The 17452-nt window shown below is 41.0% G+C and carries 14 protein-coding genes; 7 read left to right on the forward strand and 7 right to left on the reverse strand.

Going from position 1 to position 17452, the window contains the following annotated elements; genetic code table 11:
* Window positions 1–361: 361 nt before the first annotated feature.
* Together RH40_RS11795 and RH40_RS11800 are read left to right on the forward strand one after the other, a co-directional pair.
* Window positions 362–2695, forward strand: a complete 2334-nt coding sequence (locus tag RH40_RS11795) for a DEAD/DEAH box helicase (RefSeq protein WP_009601745.1) — start codon at window positions 362–364, stop codon at window positions 2693–2695.
* Between the two features lie 140 nt (window positions 2696–2835).
* Window positions 2836–3480: an outer membrane beta-barrel protein gene (locus tag RH40_RS11800; RefSeq protein ID WP_009601746.1), complete on the forward strand. Its 645-nt coding sequence runs from the start codon at window positions 2836–2838 to the stop codon at window positions 3478–3480.
* Between the two features lie 48 nt (window positions 3481–3528).
* Here the strand turns inward: RH40_RS11800 and RH40_RS11805 are convergent, their stop codons facing one another.
* Together RH40_RS11805 and RH40_RS11810 are read right to left on the reverse strand one after the other, a co-directional pair.
* Window positions 3529–4719, reverse strand: a complete 1191-nt coding sequence (locus tag RH40_RS11805) for an amino acid aminotransferase (protein WP_009601747.1) — start codon at window positions 4717–4719, stop codon at window positions 3529–3531.
* A 350-nt stretch (window positions 4720–5069) separates the two neighbouring features.
* Window positions 5070–5321: a hypothetical protein gene (locus RH40_RS11810; protein WP_009601748.1), complete on the reverse strand. Its 252-nt coding sequence runs from the start codon at window positions 5319–5321 to the stop codon at window positions 5070–5072.
* Between the two features lie 182 nt (window positions 5322–5503).
* Here RH40_RS11810 and RH40_RS11815 point away from each other — a divergent pair, with 182 nt between their 5' ends.
* Together RH40_RS11815 and RH40_RS20375 are read left to right on the forward strand one after the other, a co-directional pair.
* Window positions 5504–6889, forward strand: a complete 1386-nt coding sequence (locus RH40_RS11815; protein ID WP_009601749.1) for an aminotransferase-like domain-containing protein — start codon at window positions 5504–5506, stop codon at window positions 6887–6889.
* A gap of 96 nt (window positions 6890–6985) precedes the next feature.
* Window positions 6986–7192: a hypothetical protein gene (locus RH40_RS20375; protein WP_009601750.1), complete on the forward strand. Its 207-nt coding sequence runs from the start codon at window positions 6986–6988 to the stop codon at window positions 7190–7192.
* Window positions 7193–7230: 38 nt separating this feature from the next.
* Here the strand turns inward: RH40_RS20375 and asnS are convergent, their stop codons facing one another.
* On the reverse strand, window positions 7231–8631 hold the full coding sequence (asnS, locus tag RH40_RS11820) for an asparagine--tRNA ligase (RefSeq protein ID WP_009601751.1): 1401 nt from the start codon (window positions 8629–8631) through the stop codon (window positions 7231–7233).
* Between the two features lie 996 nt (window positions 8632–9627).
* Between asnS and RH40_RS11825 the strand changes: the two genes are divergently transcribed.
* Window positions 9628–10800, forward strand: a complete 1173-nt coding sequence (locus RH40_RS11825) for an amino acid permease (protein WP_009601752.1) — start codon at window positions 9628–9630, stop codon at window positions 10798–10800.
* A gap of 129 nt (window positions 10801–10929) precedes the next feature.
* Here the strand turns inward: RH40_RS11825 and rhtB are convergent, their stop codons facing one another.
* Complete coding sequence (rhtB, locus tag RH40_RS11830; protein WP_009601753.1) at window positions 10930–11553, reverse strand: homoserine/homoserine lactone efflux protein; 624 nt, start codon at window positions 11551–11553, stop codon at window positions 10930–10932.
* A gap of 120 nt (window positions 11554–11673) precedes the next feature.
* On the opposite strand from rhtB, the gene RH40_RS11835 reads away from it, so the two are divergent.
* Both RH40_RS11835 and RH40_RS20085 read left to right on the forward strand, forming a co-directional pair.
* Window positions 11674–12561, forward strand: a complete 888-nt coding sequence (locus tag RH40_RS11835; protein WP_009601754.1) for a LysR family transcriptional regulator — start codon at window positions 11674–11676, stop codon at window positions 12559–12561.
* A gap of 292 nt (window positions 12562–12853) precedes the next feature.
* Complete coding sequence (locus tag RH40_RS20085) at window positions 12854–13492, forward strand: outer membrane beta-barrel protein (protein WP_009601755.1); 639 nt, start codon at window positions 12854–12856, stop codon at window positions 13490–13492.
* A 116-nt stretch (window positions 13493–13608) separates the two neighbouring features.
* Here RH40_RS20085 and RH40_RS11845 read toward each other — a convergent pair whose 3' ends face one another.
* The 3 genes from RH40_RS11845 to RH40_RS11855 form a co-directional block, all read right to left on the reverse strand.
* Window positions 13609–14970 (reverse strand): L-serine ammonia-lyase, encoded by a 1362-nt coding sequence (locus RH40_RS11845; RefSeq protein ID WP_009601756.1) that lies wholly within the window; start codon window positions 14968–14970, stop codon window positions 13609–13611.
* A gap of 95 nt (window positions 14971–15065) precedes the next feature.
* Entirely contained in the window at window positions 15066–16319 is a 1254-nt protein-coding gene (locus RH40_RS11850) for an aromatic amino acid transport family protein (protein ID WP_009601757.1), read from the reverse strand.
* A gap of 430 nt (window positions 16320–16749) precedes the next feature.
* Window positions 16750–17367 carry a CoA pyrophosphatase gene (locus RH40_RS11855; protein WP_009601758.1) on the reverse strand — a complete coding sequence of 206 codons (618 nt, stop codon included), beginning with the start codon at window positions 17365–17367 and terminating at the stop codon, window positions 16750–16752.
* Window positions 17368–17452: the final 85 nt, after the last annotated feature.

Below are 17452 nucleotides of genomic sequence, written 5' to 3' on the forward strand. Positions count from 1 at the left end.
GGATATTGAGGTCTATTGACCATTGGAACAGAAACCCAAAAATGATAGGGACTCATTGACTTATTGTAAACCGAATATTCTCGCATTCCACTAAAGTTTAGGGGCAGAACCACAAATAAACGAAACTATTGGTCAATCCGAGACATGAAACGAACTAAACTCTCAGGGTATATTCAATTTTATGCAATGCGTCTGGTGCTCAGAGAAGTCTATATCCAAGTGTCGTTTTCGAAGGTGGATTTATATGGTCAGCTTTTCAACTCTTTGTCTCGCTTAAAAAGAAAGCTATGCTCTCTGAACCTAGAATCTCGGTTTTTCTTGCGTATAATTACCAGCTTTAAATCTGAACTTTATCGATACTATGTCTAGCTTACCTATAGATAGTTTACAGCCTGAGTTTTTATCTCTTTTAACTCAGCACCACGTAATCGTGGAAGCGGAAACAGGGTCAGGTAAATCTACTCGTTTACCTATTTGGGCGTCATCTTTGGGCAGAGTTTTGGTGATTGAGCCGCGGAGAATTGCTTGTACGTCTTTAGCTCTATATCTAGCGGATGAAGTCGAACAAGAGGTTGGCAAGTCGGTAGGGTATGCAATAAAACTTGAAACCCGTTTTAATCAAGAAACTCCGGTTGTTTTTGTTACTCCAGGCGTCGCGCTTCGCTGGTTTTCAGAAAACCAATTATCAGATTTTGATATTATTATTGTCGACGAGTTTCACGAGCGGCGTTGGGACATTGATCTCTTAGTAGCCATTCTCAAACAAACACGTCAGCACAAATTGGTAATAACCTCTGCAACCATCGACGGTACAAAATTGGCTCAATACCTCGACGCCAAACGTATTACGTCTAAAGGTCGCAATTATGATGTATCGGTTGTTTCTCGCTCGCGAGATTCCAAACAACTGCCAGATGTGAGGGGAATCGAAGCTAGAGTTAAAGATGAAGTGATGAAATTAGCGAGTTGCAAAGGTGATATCTTAGTTTTCTTGCCCGGCAGAAAAGAGATAGCTCAATGTCAAAGTGCCCTTGCTGACATAGAAGATATCATATCAATTCCCCTTCATGCTTCAGTTACTGAACAACAGCGCTGTCTTGCGCTCAATATTCAGCCGTTTAAAAAGGTCGTCTTGGCGACTAATGTTGCAGAGACATCATTAACTATTCCCAATGTTGTAGCCGTTATTGACTCAGGGCTAGAGAGGCGTACTGAGCAGAGAAATGGTAGAACAACGCTTTGTCTAAAACATATTTCCAGAGCCAGCGCAAAACAACGCAGTGGTCGAGCTGGACGAGTTATGGAAGGTTACTGTGTTCGTTTGTATGGTGAGTTCGCTGCTCTGGCAGATAAAACCCCACCAGAGATGCACCGTGAGGCTTTGACAGAAGCAATGTTAGCCTCGGCGAGCTGTGGTTTTGCTCTCTCTAAATTATCGTTTTTAGAGCCGCTTCCGATTAAATCTGTTGAGCAAGCGAAATTTCAACTGATGAAGATGGGAGCCATAGATAATTCAGAAAAAGTAACAGCACACGGGAAGAAAATTTATCCTCTTCCTATCGATACGCTCTATGCAGACCTCGTGACTCGAATGCCCAGTAAGCAATTGCAAGAAGCAATGATAGATTTAACGGCTGCTATAGCGACGCCAAGCAAACTCTATCGATTATCAAGTAGCGAAGAGGTTCGCGAAAGGTTAGGGCAAGAAGAACCTTTTGGGTGCGATGCTAATTTGAATATCCAGCTGATAAGAGGTAAGACATTTTCTGGAGTCACCGTTGACCTTGACGTTCTGAGAGAAGTTCGTGCGCTATCGGCTCAAATGCGAGAGGTGTTTGAATTACCTCAACTCACAGTTGCTTCTCGCTATGACCACAAGAAATTGATACTAAACATTGCTCAACTCCACCCAGAACTTGTGTTTGTGCGTAGGGAAAAAAGACGTGAAGCTATGGCAAATGGTGATATGGAGGTTACTTTGGGCAGAGAGCATCGCTTTAAAGAGAGCGATGAGGCGGCGTTAGTATTAAATACGCATAGTTTACCAGGTCGGGGAGTGAAACAAACTCTAAATCTCGCGACATTTATTGTGCCTATTTCTTTAACAAACATTGCAGAGCATGGATTCGGAACATGGTTAGAAGGAGAAACTCGAGAAATTGAGCATCAAACGTTTGTTGAAATGAAACTCGTTTATGCAGGAAGGACGATAGCAAAGAAAAATGAACTGGCAAAAGGCGACTTAGCGATAAAGCCTCTACTTAGTAAAGTCATGAATAACTTAATCCTGCCAGGTTTCTTTGAACAGCGTCACCAAGAAATTGAACATTGGAAACTCTATAATCTGCTTGAAAATAATGAAGTAAGTGATTTGAACTTTGAAACATGGTTCACCGAGCAGTTGAAATTATTGGACATATCTGACCCTGATGATTTGGAATTATTCTCCGCTGAAGATTTCGGGTTTGATGGTATTCCTTACTGGCAATATGAAGATTTTGCTCAAACCTTTCCTTTCCGTTTGGCTTTGGGTGATCTGAACTTGGATGTTGAATATTTTGCTCATAAAAAGCTTATCCAAGTTGTCTACCGTGATGGTTTAAGAAAAGGTTATCCAAAACGTTGGGAGTTGCCTAAGTGGCAAGGATGGCGAATCCAATACAAGAAAAACAGTAAGATAATCGATATCAAATAGTCACTGTCTTAGCGTTAATTTAGTCTATATTTTTATCAGTAGATTATTTTGGCTGCTCGATATTTCTCTTAGTATTACGTCGTTTTGTTAAAGCGCGTCGATGCTTTGGTCGAGAAACCTGCTGGTTTAGTGAGAGTGATATGATATTAGTGCGGATCGCCCTTAGTGTGACGTTTTTGATTTGTTTAGGAGCCTTCGCCGCTGATGAAAATTCATCCGATGGTAACTTTGTGTACGCAGAGCTTGCCAGTGGCTCACTTGATGAGCGTATTGGGGTGAACAGTAATGTCACTACACTAAAAATAGGCGGGCAAAATCTTCTGAGGGATCATTTTTATGTGGCTGTTGATTACAGCGCACGCTTTATTCACCCACAAAATACGACGACGGAGCTCTACTCGTTGCTGCCCGGTATCAAATTCCGCTATCAAGTCGTTGATGAGCTGGAACTGGGTGCTGGTGTGAAGCTCGGTTATCTATGGGCAAAACAAACCCAAGATATCGATGGTGCGAATCTATATAGTGAGAATAGTGTTCAGTGGGGCGGAATGACTGAGCTAAGATATCGAGTCAGTGATAAGTGGGAGTTGTCGGTGGCTGGTGAGTTGAAAAACAGTGATACGGTTGATGAACATATATTTTACCTATCCAGCGAATATCATGTTAGTCCTAACGTTAAATTAGGTATTTTTTACAGCCATACAAACGGGGACTACAATACCGCTAAAATTAAGGGTGAATCCACATCTAATGACGGTGGAATGGTCGTAACTTACTGTTTTTGAAGAGGTGGAGAAAGAGCTAGATTGATACTAGCTCTAGTTGTCCTTAAACTATAAAACAGCGGCAATACCAGCACATAAAGGTGACATGTTAGATTGAGTCATGCCTGCTACACTAATGCGACCAGAACCAACGATATAGATGCCAAATTCATTTTTCAAACGCTCAACTTGCTCTTTGGTTAATCCTGAAAACGAGAACATACCATTTTGTCGTTCAATAAAACTAAAGTCTCCGCTTACTTGCTTATCTTTGAGTGTTTGAACAAAAAGCTCACGCATTCCCTGAATTCGATCACGCATCTCTTTTACTTCGAGTTCCCACTCTTTGCGGAGTTCGGCATCGTTTAGGATATGTGTAACGACAGCACTGCCATGAGCAGGAGGATTTGAATAGATTGAACGTATGATCGCTTTTACTTGAGAAAATGCGGTTGTTGCTACAGACTCTGTATCCGCAACCAGTGTAAACGCTCCTACACGCTCGTTATAGAGGCCGAAGTTTTTTGAAAATGAGCTTGCTACAAGAATTTCTTTATTGTATTTACTGAAGATACGAAGTCCCTCGGCATCTTCCTCTACGCCTTTTGCAAATCCTTGGTAGGCGAAGTCGAATAAAGGTAAAAGTTTTTTCTTGGCAACCAATTGAGCCAATGTTTCCCACTCAGAAGCGGTTGGATCGATGCCAGTTGGGTTGTGACAGCAACCATGCAGCAATACAATATCACCCTCAGACGCTTTCTCTAAATCAGCAAGCATTGCAGGAAAATCTTTATCTTGAGTTTCTGCATTGTAGTAGGTGTACTGGGAAACTTCTAAACCAGCAGAGCCGAAAACGCTATTATGGTTGGCCCATGTAGGGTTACTAATCCAGATTTTTACATCACCCAGCTGTCGTTTAATAAATTCACCAGCAACTCGCAGTGCACCAGTTCCTCCTGGTGCTTGAGCCGTTTTGGCACGCTTATTAGCAATGATGTCGCTACCTTCTCCAAATAGCAGCTTTTGGACGGCTAAGCCATACTCAGCAGTACCTTCGATAGTTAGGTAGGATTTTGTTTTTTCGTTTTGTAGTAGTACGGCTTCAGCCTTTTTTACTGTGTTTAGAACGGGTGTTTCACCTTGTTCATTTTTATAGATTCCTACACCTAAGTTTATCTTATCGGTTCGACCATCATTTTTAAATTCTTCGGTTAGGCCAAGGATAGGATCTGCAGGCGCAGCAACGACTTTTTCAAACATAATGTTCATCCATGCTTATTGGAGGTGAGAGAGAAATTGCTTGGTTATTTATACCCTTCTAAACCTAGTGAAACAACAGCGAAACACAATTAAATTCAAAAAAATGATAGTTGTCATTTCATGCTCTAGATTAGCTGTATAACCAAGTGACTTCAAAATGCAGGATTCAGAGTGATGCCATAGTGTTGAGTTCAAGGAAAATAACGTAGTTGAATAGTCGACTCTTACTAAGTTGGTATATACGACTGCATAAAAAGTGGACGATGGTAGAATTAAAAGAAGGGCGTGAAAAATGATAAGCCCCAACCCAAATGGGGCTTAAAAGTGATGATCAACATTAACAGTGCTATCTAGTCTTTATTGAGCTTTGAGTGGGCCCACTCGTTTAGGTGCGAAAGGATAGCTTTTATTGCGTGATGCTCTGCAGGTGTTTCTCCTTGAGCAACTTCTATGTCTTTTTTAGGATGTGAACCAGTTACATCTTCAGCAATGTGCAGCCAGTCTGGATGCCAATAGTAAGGCTGCCCATTTTGAGTGATCCAGCTGTGAACGCCATTTGTCTCACCCCTGTACTCTATGTGTGTTGCGTCGTACTTTTTCATAAGTGTTCTCCACAGAAATGAGTGTAAAAATACTCTTGTTTAAAGTTACCAAAGCAGACAAATATTTATGTGATTGGATTCAATATTACAGGTTTGCGTGGTAAAAAATATGCACTCTGTTCATTTCGTGCTCCTAATTTCAAGGGGTTATGGTATCTTGGTTATAACACCAAGAGGTCGATATGAATCGTTATCAGCAACTAGCAGAATCTATTAAACAACAAATCAAGCAAAAGACATGGCGAGTGGGCGAAAAAATCCCTTCTCTTCGTGCAGCGAGTAAAAGTTATTCTGTTAGCTCATCAACGGTTCTTCATGCTTATCAATTATTGGAAGCACAAGGCTGGATAAAAGCTAAACCTCAGTCTGGCTATTTTGTTTGTGTCCGTTCTGAAAATATAGTTAGCCAGCGAGGGATTTTTTCTAGTTGCGAGAGCTATAATGATAAACTTTTTGATTATATGAAGAATGGCGGTACCGGGGGCTATGATCTTGGTTCTCCTTTTCCTCACTTCTCTCTTTTTCCATTCACTGAGCTGAACCGTCATATGGCAAGTGCCGGACGAAAAGTGAATTTTGACATGATTGCAGAGAATCAGCCTCCGGGTAACGAGGCTTTGCGGAGGATTGTAGCCCAGCGTTACTTGGCGCAAGGTGTAATGGTTTCTCATGATGATATTACATTAACTTCTGGTGCCATGGATGCGCTCAATATGAGCCTTCAGGTAACATGTGAACCCGGAGATACGGTGGTTGTAGAATCCCCCTCTTTTTACGGAGCTATCCAGTCAATTAAACGAGCAGGGCTAAATGTTATAGAGGTTGAAGTGTGTCCTCGACACGGCATTAACTTAGAGCAACTGGCAGATGCTTTTGAACAGCATAACGTGAGAGCTTGTTGGTTGATGGTGAATTTTCACAATCCCACTGGCTCAGTACTTAGCGATACAAAAAAAAGCCAGCTTTTAGAGTTAGCCAATAAATATGATGTATTGATTATTGAAGATGATGTCTACGCTGATTTGTATTTTGGTTCACAAAAGCCTAGGCCGATCAAATACTGGGACGTTAAAGACAGAGTTTTGCTTTGTGGTTCATTGTCAAAATCTTTAGCGCCCGGTTATCGTATCGGATGGGTAGTCAATCACAGGTTCAGTCAAAAGTTACAAAAATGCCAATTTTTATCAACACTTGCAGTAAGCGCGCCTGTGCAAGAGGGCATTGCAGACTATTTGAAATATTCTAGCTACGACAACCACTTACGAAAGTTACGCAAGAAACTTCATCAATATATGGACTGCTTTTATATTAATTTGGTATCGCAGCTTCCTGATACTACGATTGTGAATCGACCTGATGGTGGATACTTTATATGGGTACAGTTTCCTTCACATATCAATACTGAAAAGCTTTATTATAAATTATTAGAGCAGGACATCTCTATTGCGTACGGGGAACTGTTTGCTTTTTATAAAAGCTTCGAATCTTGTTTGAGAATAAATGTCTCTCAAGTGCCAATGGATAAGATATCTTGTGTTGTTGCAAAAATTGCCCAACTCATTAAATAGCGCGTAACTGCATGGGGATTTTTATGATGAATTGTAGTGAGTTCTAAGGTCTCAAGTATGCTTTAATTTTTGGTTGGATGTGTTGAGGATTATTTTATGTCGAAACCAAATTATAAACATGAGTTTCATTTGATTAGTGTTTCAATATTCTGTGCATTTTTGTCAATTTTCGGCCACCTGATCCTATCTAAATTCTTTACTGAACTATCTTGGGTGGAGTATGCCGCCGCAAGCATTCCTTTTCTTATGATGGCATTATGCTTATATGGTTTTTACTATGCGGGCAAACACGATGATAGGTGAATAAAAGCTTCAAAAAAACCCCCATAAAGGGGGCTTTTTTAAAAGTTGGCCGATCTTGGTGTACGAGGGAAAGGTATCACATCTCTGACGTTCCCCATTCCTGTCACATAAGAGACGAGACGCTCAAAACCGAGACCAAATCCAGCATGTGGGACGGTACCGTAACGACGTAAGTCACGATACCAACTCATGTGCTCAGGGTCTATGCCCATTTCGCGCATGCGTTGGTCGAGGATATCAAGACGTTCTTCACGTTGGGCACCACCGATAATTTCGCCGATACCTGGCGCAAGGACATCCATTGCTGCAACAGTTTTACCATCATCGTTGGACCGCATATAGAAAGCTTTGATGTCTTTAGGGTAATTTTTAACAATAACTGGTGCTTTAAAGTGTTCTTCAGCCAAAAAGCGTTCATGTTCTGATGAGAGGTCAATACCCCATGAAACAGGGAATTCGAAATCACGTCCAGATTCAAGCAAAATTTCGATAGCATCTGTATAGTCAACTTGGGCAAAGTCGGAAGAAACAAAGTTCTCAAGTCGAGTGATTGCTTCTTTGTCTATACGTTGAGCGAAGAACTCTAAGTCATCGCGACACTCAGCGAGTACTGCTTTGAAAACGTATTTAAGCATGTCTTCTGAAAGTTTTGCGATGTCGTTAAGATCGGCAAAAGCGACTTCAGGTTCTACCATCCAAAACTCCGCTAAATGACGACTTGTATTTGAGTTTTCAGCTCTGAACGTTGGGCCGAAAGTATATACTTTGCTGAGGGCACATGCATAAGCTTCTGCGTTTAACTGTCCGGAAACGGTCAAGAACGTCTCTTTACCGAAGAAGTCCTCATTATAATCAACATTACCTGATTCTGTGCGCGGTAGGTTTTCCATATCTAAGGTAGAAACTCGGAACATTTCACCTGCACCTTCAGCATCAGAGGCTGTAATCAATGGTGCTGATACCCAAAAGTATCCTTGCTCGTGGTAGAAGCGGTGAATGGCTTGAGAAAGGCAGTTGCGCACACGTGACACTGCTCCGATCACATTGGTTCTTGGGCGCAAATGAGCGACCTCTCGCAAATACTCGATAGAGTGACGAGTTTTTGCCATTGGGTAGGTTTCAGCATCTTCTACCCAGCCAACGACTTTAACGTCTGTCGCTGTTAACTCGAAATCTTGACCTTTAGCAGGAGAAGCGACAACCGTACCAGTAACTTCTACAGAGCAGCCAGTAGTTAATTTGAGTACTTCACTTTCGTAATTATTGAGATTATTGGGGACCACAGCCTGAATCGGGTCGAAACAAGAGCCGTCGTAAATGGCAAGGAAAGAGATTCCAGCTTTGGAATCGCGACGCGATCGGATCCAGCCTCGTACAGTAACTTCACTGTCTACTTCTAGGCGACCTTTCAATACGTCTGATACAGGCACGTAAGTCATGTTTTCAATATTCTCCATTGAGCTAATAATCCACTCGCAAACCGCTATGGTTTGATTGAATCACTGTTGTATGAGTGGCGTTCAGAAATCCAAACTGACATATTACCTGCGATTCAATATGCTTCAACCTTTATTGTTATTTATTCCCGTAAAAAAGTGTGGTTTGCTGATGATTTTGAACTTGTACGATCAAATTTCTCAGCCTTGATGTCGTTTTACTCAGATTGAGTAGGTTTTTGTCTAGTAAGCACATATACCCAAGTGACCTCAAGATGCTAGGTTCAGCGAGAATGGCTTGCTTAACAGGCAAGGCAACGATTTGAAAATCTAGTCATCTAAATTGAAAGTCGGTAACGACGCTTGCAAAGTAAGACAACTCGCCCTTTGAGAGCGTGCCACAGTGCCGATTTCATCGTCAAACAACTTGGTAAGAGTCGACTATTCCGCTGCGTTATTTTCCTTAAACTCAACACTGTGGCATCGCTCTGAATCCTGCATTTTTAAGTCACATTGGGTATATTATCAATGTATCTTCGAGCGTGTGGTAAATACATAATAACTCTCGCGGTGAAAGCAAGTCTTAACGCGAATTTAAAGGACTTTGTTTGTATACATGAAGGTTCTTTGAACAATTAGAGATAAAGCGTTTGCAATAACAGATCCAATCGATAAGATATTAACGTCATTTTCGTGACAATATGGCGTAGGGAATGCTGTATGAAAATAGATAAGGATTTAACATCTTGTTGGAATTTCTAATGATATACAAAATAACGTCACCGATTATTGAGCCGACCGAGGGCTCTCCTCATTTTCACTATGAATGTGACTATAACCCCTCAGTAACTCTTTCTCGCTTTTGCTGTGCAAATCCTTTCAACTGCATCAATTCATTTTCTCGATTTTATCCTTCATATTAACCAAACGCTGGCGATATGAACGAATTATCCATACACAATTTTTAAATCTCACTTTAACTAATGGTTTTTTAGGAAAATGAATACAAAACTTCTTGGCAGTGCATTAATTATTTCTGGCACAGCTCTTGGCGCAGGTATGCTGGCTATTCCTATGGTTCTCGCCCAATTTGGGTTAGTTTACGGCACACTTCTAATGGCATTGATTTGGTTTGGTACCACTTACTCTGCATTACTTTTACTTGAGGCAACGATAAAATCTGATGGTGGCTTGAGTCTCAACTCAATCGCACGCCGTGCTCTTGGCAAAGGTGGGCAGGCTGTCACCAACTTATTGCTTTATGCTCTTCTGATTTGTTTGTTAATGGCTTATATTCTCGGTGCTGCAGACATATTGTCTCAGATGCTTGAAGAGGTCGGGCTGTTTGTTACTCCTATACAAAGTCAGACTATCTTTACTCTTCTTACAGGCGCGGTTGTTGCGTGTGGAACGAATGTTGTTGATAAACTGAATCGTCTGTTATTTTTCGTCATGATAATGAGCTTAGTTGCTACATTACTTGCTCTTTTTCCTACTCTGAGCCTTCAGCACTTAGCAAGCATACAAAGCGATGATATAAGTGGTTTGGTAAAAACGAGCACAGTGTTATTTACCAGCTTTGGCTTCATGGTGGTTATCCCAAGCTTAGTTTCTTACAACCAAGAGGCGACGGACAAACAACTACGCAATATGGTTGTGCTAGGTTCTACTATTCCATTACTGTGCTATCTGTGTTGGTTGCTTGCAGTCGTAGGTAATTTACCAAACGATGAGATTAAGCAGTTTAATAATGTATCTGAGCTTATGGCTAGTTTTGAAAGAGGAGCTCCGTGGATTAGTTCAATTCTTTCGCTGTTTACAGGATTGGCTTTGCTAACGTCTTTTTTTGGTGTGGCGATGTCACTATTTCATCAAAATAGTGATGCGTTAAAGCAAAATCGTGGTGTTACATATATTTTCACATTTATATTGCCACTGATGGGAGCAATATTAGCTGCAGATAAATTCTTATCAGTGCTCGCCTATGCAGGCATTATTCTCGTTTTTCTCGCTGTTTTTATTCCAGCAGCGATGGTATATACATTAAGAACGGCTGCAGCTTTTCCTGAAAGATATACCGTTGGCGGTGGTTCGATAATGCTATTTTTTACTCTTATTTTTGGGGCATTTCTATTGGTGCCTCAGTTACCTGATTTAATTCCTGGCTTTTAATACTTCTTATCAAACTTAAACTATCAAATAAGCCGCAGAGACTCTGCGGCTTATATTGGGTATACTTTTTAAGACTTTAATGCTTACTTAATTTAGAGGTAAGTTAAAGACCGTTTTTTTTCGGTGTTATTAACTTTGACTACTTACCGCAATAACCGCGCCAGCACTAATAAACATAGAACCAAATAGTCGGTTGAGTAACCGCATGTACCTTTCATTTTTTAATCTACCTATTATTTTGCCTGCCAAAAAGGAATAGCCGAACATAACGAAGCTATCTACTAGTATCAGTGTCCCTGCAAGAATTAAAATCTGTTCAAGATAGGGCTTGTCCGCACTAATAAATTGTGGAAGTAGTGCAACCAAAAAGACAATACTTTTGGGGTTAGTCACATTCACTATGATCGACTGTATGATCAATGCCTTCGAGCTAATATCTGGCTGCTTTTGCTGCAGAGAGTTGTTATGTGGAGGCTCACGAAGTTTTTTAATGCCTAGATAAATGAGATAGAAAGCCCCGATCCACTTGAGAGTTGAAAATAGAACTTCCGATTGGGTCAGTAAAGTTCCAATGCCCGCACCGACAAAAGTTATATTGATGATATTGCCAATCTGAAGGCCGACATTGGCAATGAGGCTTTTCTGCAATCCATATTTAATTGTTATCGACATGGAGTTAATCGCGCCCGCGCCGGGGGAGAGGGCGAGGAGCAGAGAAGATAAGAAAAAGGTCATCCAAATTGTGTTATCCATGGTGTTACCTCGATAATTCTGATGATGAAATTGGACAAATACAAAACTCATCGTTAATTTACAGATAATATGTAGCAATAAAAACTGCTTTTTTATTGCTTTAATCGTAAGGAAAACTATATGGATACTCGCTTCCTTCAGACCTTACTTGTGGTTGCGGAACAGGGCTCGATAGCCGCGGCGGCCCGCTCTCAACACCTTACACCTGCGGCTATCAGCCAGAGAGTTCAGTCACTCGAGAAGGAGCTAAACTGCCAACTTTTCCGCAGAGCAGGTAATACAGTGCAGCCGACTGATATCTGCCTTGGCCTGATACCAAAGGTCGAACGACTGATAAAAGATACTCAAGATGTTGTGGACAGTGTTCGAGACTCAGCATTAAGTGGCACTTTACGAATCGGTGCAAACTCAACATCTTTGACTGCTTTTATTCCAGGGAGTTTAAAATCTGTTCGACGCTGTGCTCCTGAGGCGAATTTTCAAGTCATCCCCGGTAACTCTATTGATTTATACCGGAGTTTGCAGGAGGGGAATCTAGATGCAGCGATTATTGTAAAGCCACCCTCCTCAATTCCTAAGACTTGTCGATATTGGGTTTTACGTCGTGAGCCTTTAGTTTTCATCCATCCTCGCAGTAAGCAGGGGGCCATGGAAGAAACCCTTTTAAAACATGAGTACATAAGGTTTGATCCAGCATGTTGGGGGGGACTTATTGTTGAACGTTTTTTAAACGAACGTAAGTTGAAACTTCAAAACATGTTCGATCTTGATTCACTAGAGGCGATAGCGCATCTCGTTTGTGAAGATGTAGGAGTATCGATAGTGCCCATGTGGCCCGGGCTTGAGGGTTTCAAAGAAAAATTGAACATACACACTATTGAAGAAAGTCGCTACTGGATGGAGACCATTATTATTGCACCGATCCACTCAAAACAGCCAAGACTGTTAAATATCTTTTTAAACAACATAAAGAAAATGGAGCTCTCTACCCATTTCAAGCTTAGGTAATAAACTCGTTATTAGATTCTGCCGTGGTAAAGCCCCTAGATTTTAAACAGGAAGCTATTTTTAAAGGCACTTAACTTATAACTCTGGGTCGGGAATGAATGGGACTTGAGGCTGTTCTCTTTTTGTTGGTTTTAAATGTAATAATGGAGATCTAAAACGTGATAACTATTGCAAATACCTAGTACAAATATGTTGTGAGTGTATGAAAACCTCCCATAAGATAATTTTACAATGTACTGTACCATTAAAGGCCAAGTTAATACCAAGATATTTATATAATGAGGATTCAAGGATGAAAAAAGCTCTGATTATTCTAGCTTTAGGTGTGCTATCTGCAAATGTGAGCGCGAAAGAAGGTGAATATTGGTACGTTGGCTTAGATATTCTAAACACAAAGGTCAAACATTCAAACAAGCTTAATTTAGTAGAACTCGACGGGACACCTTACACTGAACAAATAAAAAACCTTTCCAAAGAGACGAGCTTTGGATTGAATATTGGTAGGCAAGTACCACTTTCCAGTAATTTAGCGTGTGCATTAGAGTTTGAATACATTAACTTCGGTTCTTACACAGGAACGAAAGATTTAGTGGTAAATAACATCCCTTATGAATCCAATGCTATTGGAGTCGATTTAACCACTTTTAATCTAAACCTCAAACCTAAATATTACGTTCCAGGAATGGGTCTATACCTTGGTGCACTTATTGGGGTTGGAGGGTATAGAATAGAATTTAGTAAAGCATCAACTAGCAGTGGCTCGACAACTGGTTTTAATTATGGTGTCGAGCTAGGTTATGCGGTTAGCCCTGTGTTTGACGTGTCTTTAGGCTACCGAGCTGCTGTTGCGTCTTTTGAGGTTGCGAACGTTAAAGATGATTATGAAATGGATATAACGAGCTTTTATTTCGGTGGGAAATATAAGTTTTGATTTAATCTTGTTTAAAGACCAGCCTATAAACGCAATAGTAAATAAAACTATAAAATCTTTTGCAAAGCGCCCATGAAGCAATGAGCGCTTTGTTGTTATTCAAGTTGAATCTGTAATCAACAGGTAACTTTAACCGCGAGGCCTCCTTGAGAGGTTTCACGATATTTGGCGTTCATATCTTTACCAGTCTCAAGCATTGTCTCTATTACTTTATCTAGAGAAACCGTCGGGGCGGACGAACGGCGTAAAGCCATGCGACTTGAGTTGATAGCTTTTACTGAGGCAATACCGTTTCTTTCGATACAAGGAATTTGAACTTGGCCCGCAACAGGATCACAAGTGAGACCGAGGTTATGTTCCATACCAATCTCTGCTGCCATACATACTTGTTCAGGGCTTCCTCCCATCAATTCAGTTAATCCAGCGGCGGCCATAGAACAGGCGACACCCACTTCCCCTTGACAACCTACCTCGGCCCCTGAAATGGAAGCGTTACGTTTGTATAGACCACCAATCGCGCCAGAGGCTGCGAAATATCTGATGTAATCTTTTTCAGTGACAGTCTGAATGAACTTATCGTAGTAAGCCAAAACTGCAGGTATGATACCACAAGCACCATTAGTTGGTGCAGTGACAACGCGTCCCCCCGCTGCATTTTCCTCATTGACGGCGATAGCAAACATATTGACCCAGTCTACAACAGACATTGGATCATTAGTGATCTTTTCTGATGTGATTAACTGTTGGCGCAAAGCTGCTGCTCTACGAGGAACTCTCATTGGTCCTGGAAGAACTCCTTCAGTATTCATACCGCGTTCCATACACTCTCGCATCGTTTTCCAGATATTGGCGAAATAGGTGCGAGATTCTTCTTCGGAGTGCATCGCAGCTTGGTTCTCCATAACGAGAGCACTGATAGAAAGGCCGCTCTTATTGCATTGTTCAACAAGCTCTGCAGCGGTGGTGAACTCATAAGGGGCTTTTATTGGGTTATCATCTTCTTTGCCAAAGCTTTCTTCATCAACAATAAATCCACCACCGATAGAATAGTAAGTCTTGGAATACAGTTTTTCATCATCAACCCAAGCGTGAATTTGCATTCCATTTTCATGAAGAGAAAGGTTTGTTGTATGGAAGTTCATTCCGCCGTCTTTAGGGAACGATACGGTATGACAGTGCATACCAACGGGAAGGCGTTCAGTTTCTTCTACACGAGCAATGAATCCCGGTATTGAATCAATATCGACTTTTTCAGGGCTGTTACCAGCAAGACCCATGATAATAGCGATATCAGTATGGTGACCTTTCCCTGTCAGTGATAGTGAACCATAGACGTCAACGGTAATTTTAGTAACGTCGCGCAATTTTCCCATTGAGCGCAAATCATCAATAAATTCTTTGCCCGCTTTCATTGGACCAACAGTGTGTGAGCTTGAAGGACCAACACCGATCTTATAGATGTCAAAAACACTAATCATATCGATTACCTCAAAACTAAGCCCTCCTTGGGTAAGGAAGGCTTATTATTATCGTTATATTTTTTGGTTTCATCAGACTGCAAGCAGTCTTTTGATTATAGAGCGCCGTAGATTACAGAACTAATCGCAGCAAGGCCACAGATTGTTGTGAAAATTTGTACTGGGACGGAAGTTTTGTATTTATGCATTGAAGGAACACGCTGCATTGCGATGACAGGCATCAAGAACAGGATTGCCGCGATCATAGGTGCTCCCATTGTTTCTATCATGTCCAAAATACTTGGGTTTTCAATTGCCACAGCCCATGTTGTGAGAACGATAAATAGCAGCGACGCTTTTTCAATGTGCTTTACAGGCATATTTGAGCGGGACTTAACCAAGCCGACTAGACCTTCGTGAGCACCTAGGAAGTGCCCAAAGTAGCTAGAAGTGATTGCCGCAAAGGCGACCAAAGGTCCCATGTAAGAAATGAGAGGGGATTCGTACATATTAGCTAAGTATGAAAGAACTGAGATATTTTGTTCTTTGGCCATAGCAAGTTCACTTGGGGACAGTGATAGAACGACTGAAAAAACAAAAAACATGACAAAGCCCATCAACATGATAGATGCTCCGCCTGTAATAGCGTCTGTTTTTTTCACAGCATCTTCACCGTGCTGGTTACGTTGTTCTTTAGCAAATTGTGAAATGATCGGACTATGGTTAAACGAGAATACAATGATCGGTATCGCAAGCCATACTGTTGATGGTATTGATGCCCAGTCTGGTGCTACTTCCAACATTGAAGTATTCCAGCTTGGGATCAAGTAGAAAGATAATGCCAATAAAATAAACACCAATGGGTAAACCATCGCTGAGGTTGCTTTAAGCATAAGATCTTTACCAAAAACAACACCTGCTGTCATTATCGTGATGAGAATTCCGGAAAGAAGCCAGCGTTCAAGAGGGGCGAATCCCAATTGATTGACAAGGAATGAGTCTAAGGTATTTGTTATTCCCACGCCATAGATAAGAACAATAGGGTAAATAGCAAAAAAGTAGGCAAAAGTGATGAGGTTTGCGCCATTTTTACCAAAGTGCTCTTCTACTGTATCAGTGATATCAGCTTGAGGGTTTTTCGCTGACAAAACGAAACGTGCGAGAGATTTGTGCGCAAACCACGTCATTGGAGCAGCAATCAGTGCCAGAATAATAAGTGGCCAAAAACCACCAGCTCCTGCTTTGATTGGAAGGAAAAGAACACCAGCACCCACTGCTGTGCCGAAAAGAGATAAACACCAAGTAAAGTCCCTGTAGGTGAACTTACTCAGTGCGTTCGTAGTCGAAGCTACTTTTGTTGTTGTATTCATTTTTTATTACTCATTTTTTCGAACAGGAAATAAGTTGGGCGCATTTTGCATAATTTTTTTCATTAAAACTAGATCTAAGTCATTATTTGGCTGGCAATATGGGATGTTGTGTTAAAAACAGGCTTCTGTTCACGAAAACGGGCAAGGATGTATGATTTCTAATAATGTAGTTGATTAGTTTTACTTATTCATAAAGAGTGTTGTGTGATCTTTGTTCAGAAAAGTTGGCTTTGGGTTTTTCCTTATTGTCTATAAGAAACATTGTTGCTTTGCTGGCTTCAGCCAGACTTATGTGGCTCTTTGAGGTTAATCTACATATAAACTACATGGTAGATAAGAGGAGAGAACACAGATGCATTCCAGTGCTCTATCTTTTGTTGCTTACATTATCGTGTAGTTCTGTTGAATAGGAAACTAATCGGGGGACTTATCAAATATCACGTTGTTGTAGATTGATATGGTTCTGCAAAGCTTGAATAATTTGTGCAGTCATTCCCCAAATAAAGTGCCGTTTGTAGGATAGACCAAACACACGATGAGATAAGTTTTTAATACGAAATCTCGCGCTATGCAGTTGATCTTTGCTCATGACTATGGATGCAGGTACCTCAAATACCTCGTCTACCTCATTGGCATCGATATGAAGTGTGTAGTCTGGTGAAATAAAAGCCAGAAAGGGTGTGACGGTAAATTTACTTATAGTAATCAATTCTGGCATGTGACCAAAAATTGAGATTTTTTCTCTCGGTATACCAACCTCTTCAAATGTTTCGCGCAGTGCTGTTTCGCATAAGTCATAATCACTGGATTCAAATTTCCCTCCAGGGAAACTTATTTGACCGGGGTGGTGGCGTAAATGCTTGGCTCGGCGAGTAAATAAAACGTTTAGGCCAGAGTCACGTTCGACAAAACCAATCAAAACAGAGGCTTTTCTTAATTTAATATTTTTCAAATGAGAAACGCGCTTGAGCGCATCGTGATGATAATCAACCGTATTATGCATTTGAAAATGTTGTATTAACTCGCTTTTGTTTACTTGGGATAACACGACTCACTCCTTTGAACTTGTCCTTATCAACACTTGGCTTGGATAGGCGTATGGGCAATGTGTCAATACGATAATGACTGTCCAG

Source organism: Vibrio caribbeanicus ATCC BAA-2122, assembly GCF_000165125.1.
GTDB classification, from domain to species: Bacteria; Pseudomonadota; Gammaproteobacteria; order Enterobacterales; family Vibrionaceae; genus Vibrio; species Vibrio caribbeanicus.

What these genes read in the sequence shown, in the direction of transcription:
- RH40_RS11795 (WP_009601745.1), top strand. Translation starts at nt 362, where the DNA reads ATGTCTAGCTTACCTATAGATAGTTTACAGCCTGAGTTTTTATCTCTT.
- RH40_RS11800 (WP_009601746.1), top strand. Translation starts at nt 2,836, where the DNA reads ATGATATTAGTGCGGATCGCCCTTAGTGTGACGTTTTTGATTTGTTTA.
- RH40_RS11805 (WP_009601747.1), bottom strand. Translation starts at nt 4,719, where the DNA reads ATGTTTGAAAAAGTCGTTGCTGCGCCTGCAGATCCTATCCTTGGCCTA.
- RH40_RS11810 (WP_009601748.1), bottom strand. Translation starts at nt 5,321, where the DNA reads ATGAAAAAGTACGACGCAACACACATAGAGTACAGGGGTGAGACAAAT.
- RH40_RS11815 (WP_009601749.1), top strand. Translation starts at nt 5,504, where the DNA reads ATGAATCGTTATCAGCAACTAGCAGAATCTATTAAACAACAAATCAAG.
- RH40_RS20375 (WP_009601750.1), top strand. Translation starts at nt 6,986, where the DNA reads ATGTCGAAACCAAATTATAAACATGAGTTTCATTTGATTAGTGTTTCA.
- asnS (WP_009601751.1), bottom strand. Translation starts at nt 8,631, where the DNA reads ATGACTTACGTGCCTGTATCAGACGTATTGAAAGGTCGCCTAGAAGTA.
- RH40_RS11825 (WP_009601752.1), top strand. Translation starts at nt 9,628, where the DNA reads ATGAATACAAAACTTCTTGGCAGTGCATTAATTATTTCTGGCACAGCT.
- rhtB (WP_009601753.1), bottom strand. Translation starts at nt 11,553, where the DNA reads ATGGATAACACAATTTGGATGACCTTTTTCTTATCTTCTCTGCTCCTC.
- RH40_RS11835 (WP_009601754.1), top strand. Translation starts at nt 11,674, where the DNA reads ATGGATACTCGCTTCCTTCAGACCTTACTTGTGGTTGCGGAACAGGGC.
- RH40_RS20085 (WP_009601755.1), top strand. Translation starts at nt 12,854, where the DNA reads ATGAAAAAAGCTCTGATTATTCTAGCTTTAGGTGTGCTATCTGCAAAT.
- RH40_RS11845 (WP_009601756.1), bottom strand. Translation starts at nt 14,970, where the DNA reads ATGATTAGTGTTTTTGACATCTATAAGATCGGTGTTGGTCCTTCAAGC.
- RH40_RS11850 (WP_009601757.1), bottom strand. Translation starts at nt 16,319, where the DNA reads ATGAATACAACAACAAAAGTAGCTTCGACTACGAACGCACTGAGTAAG.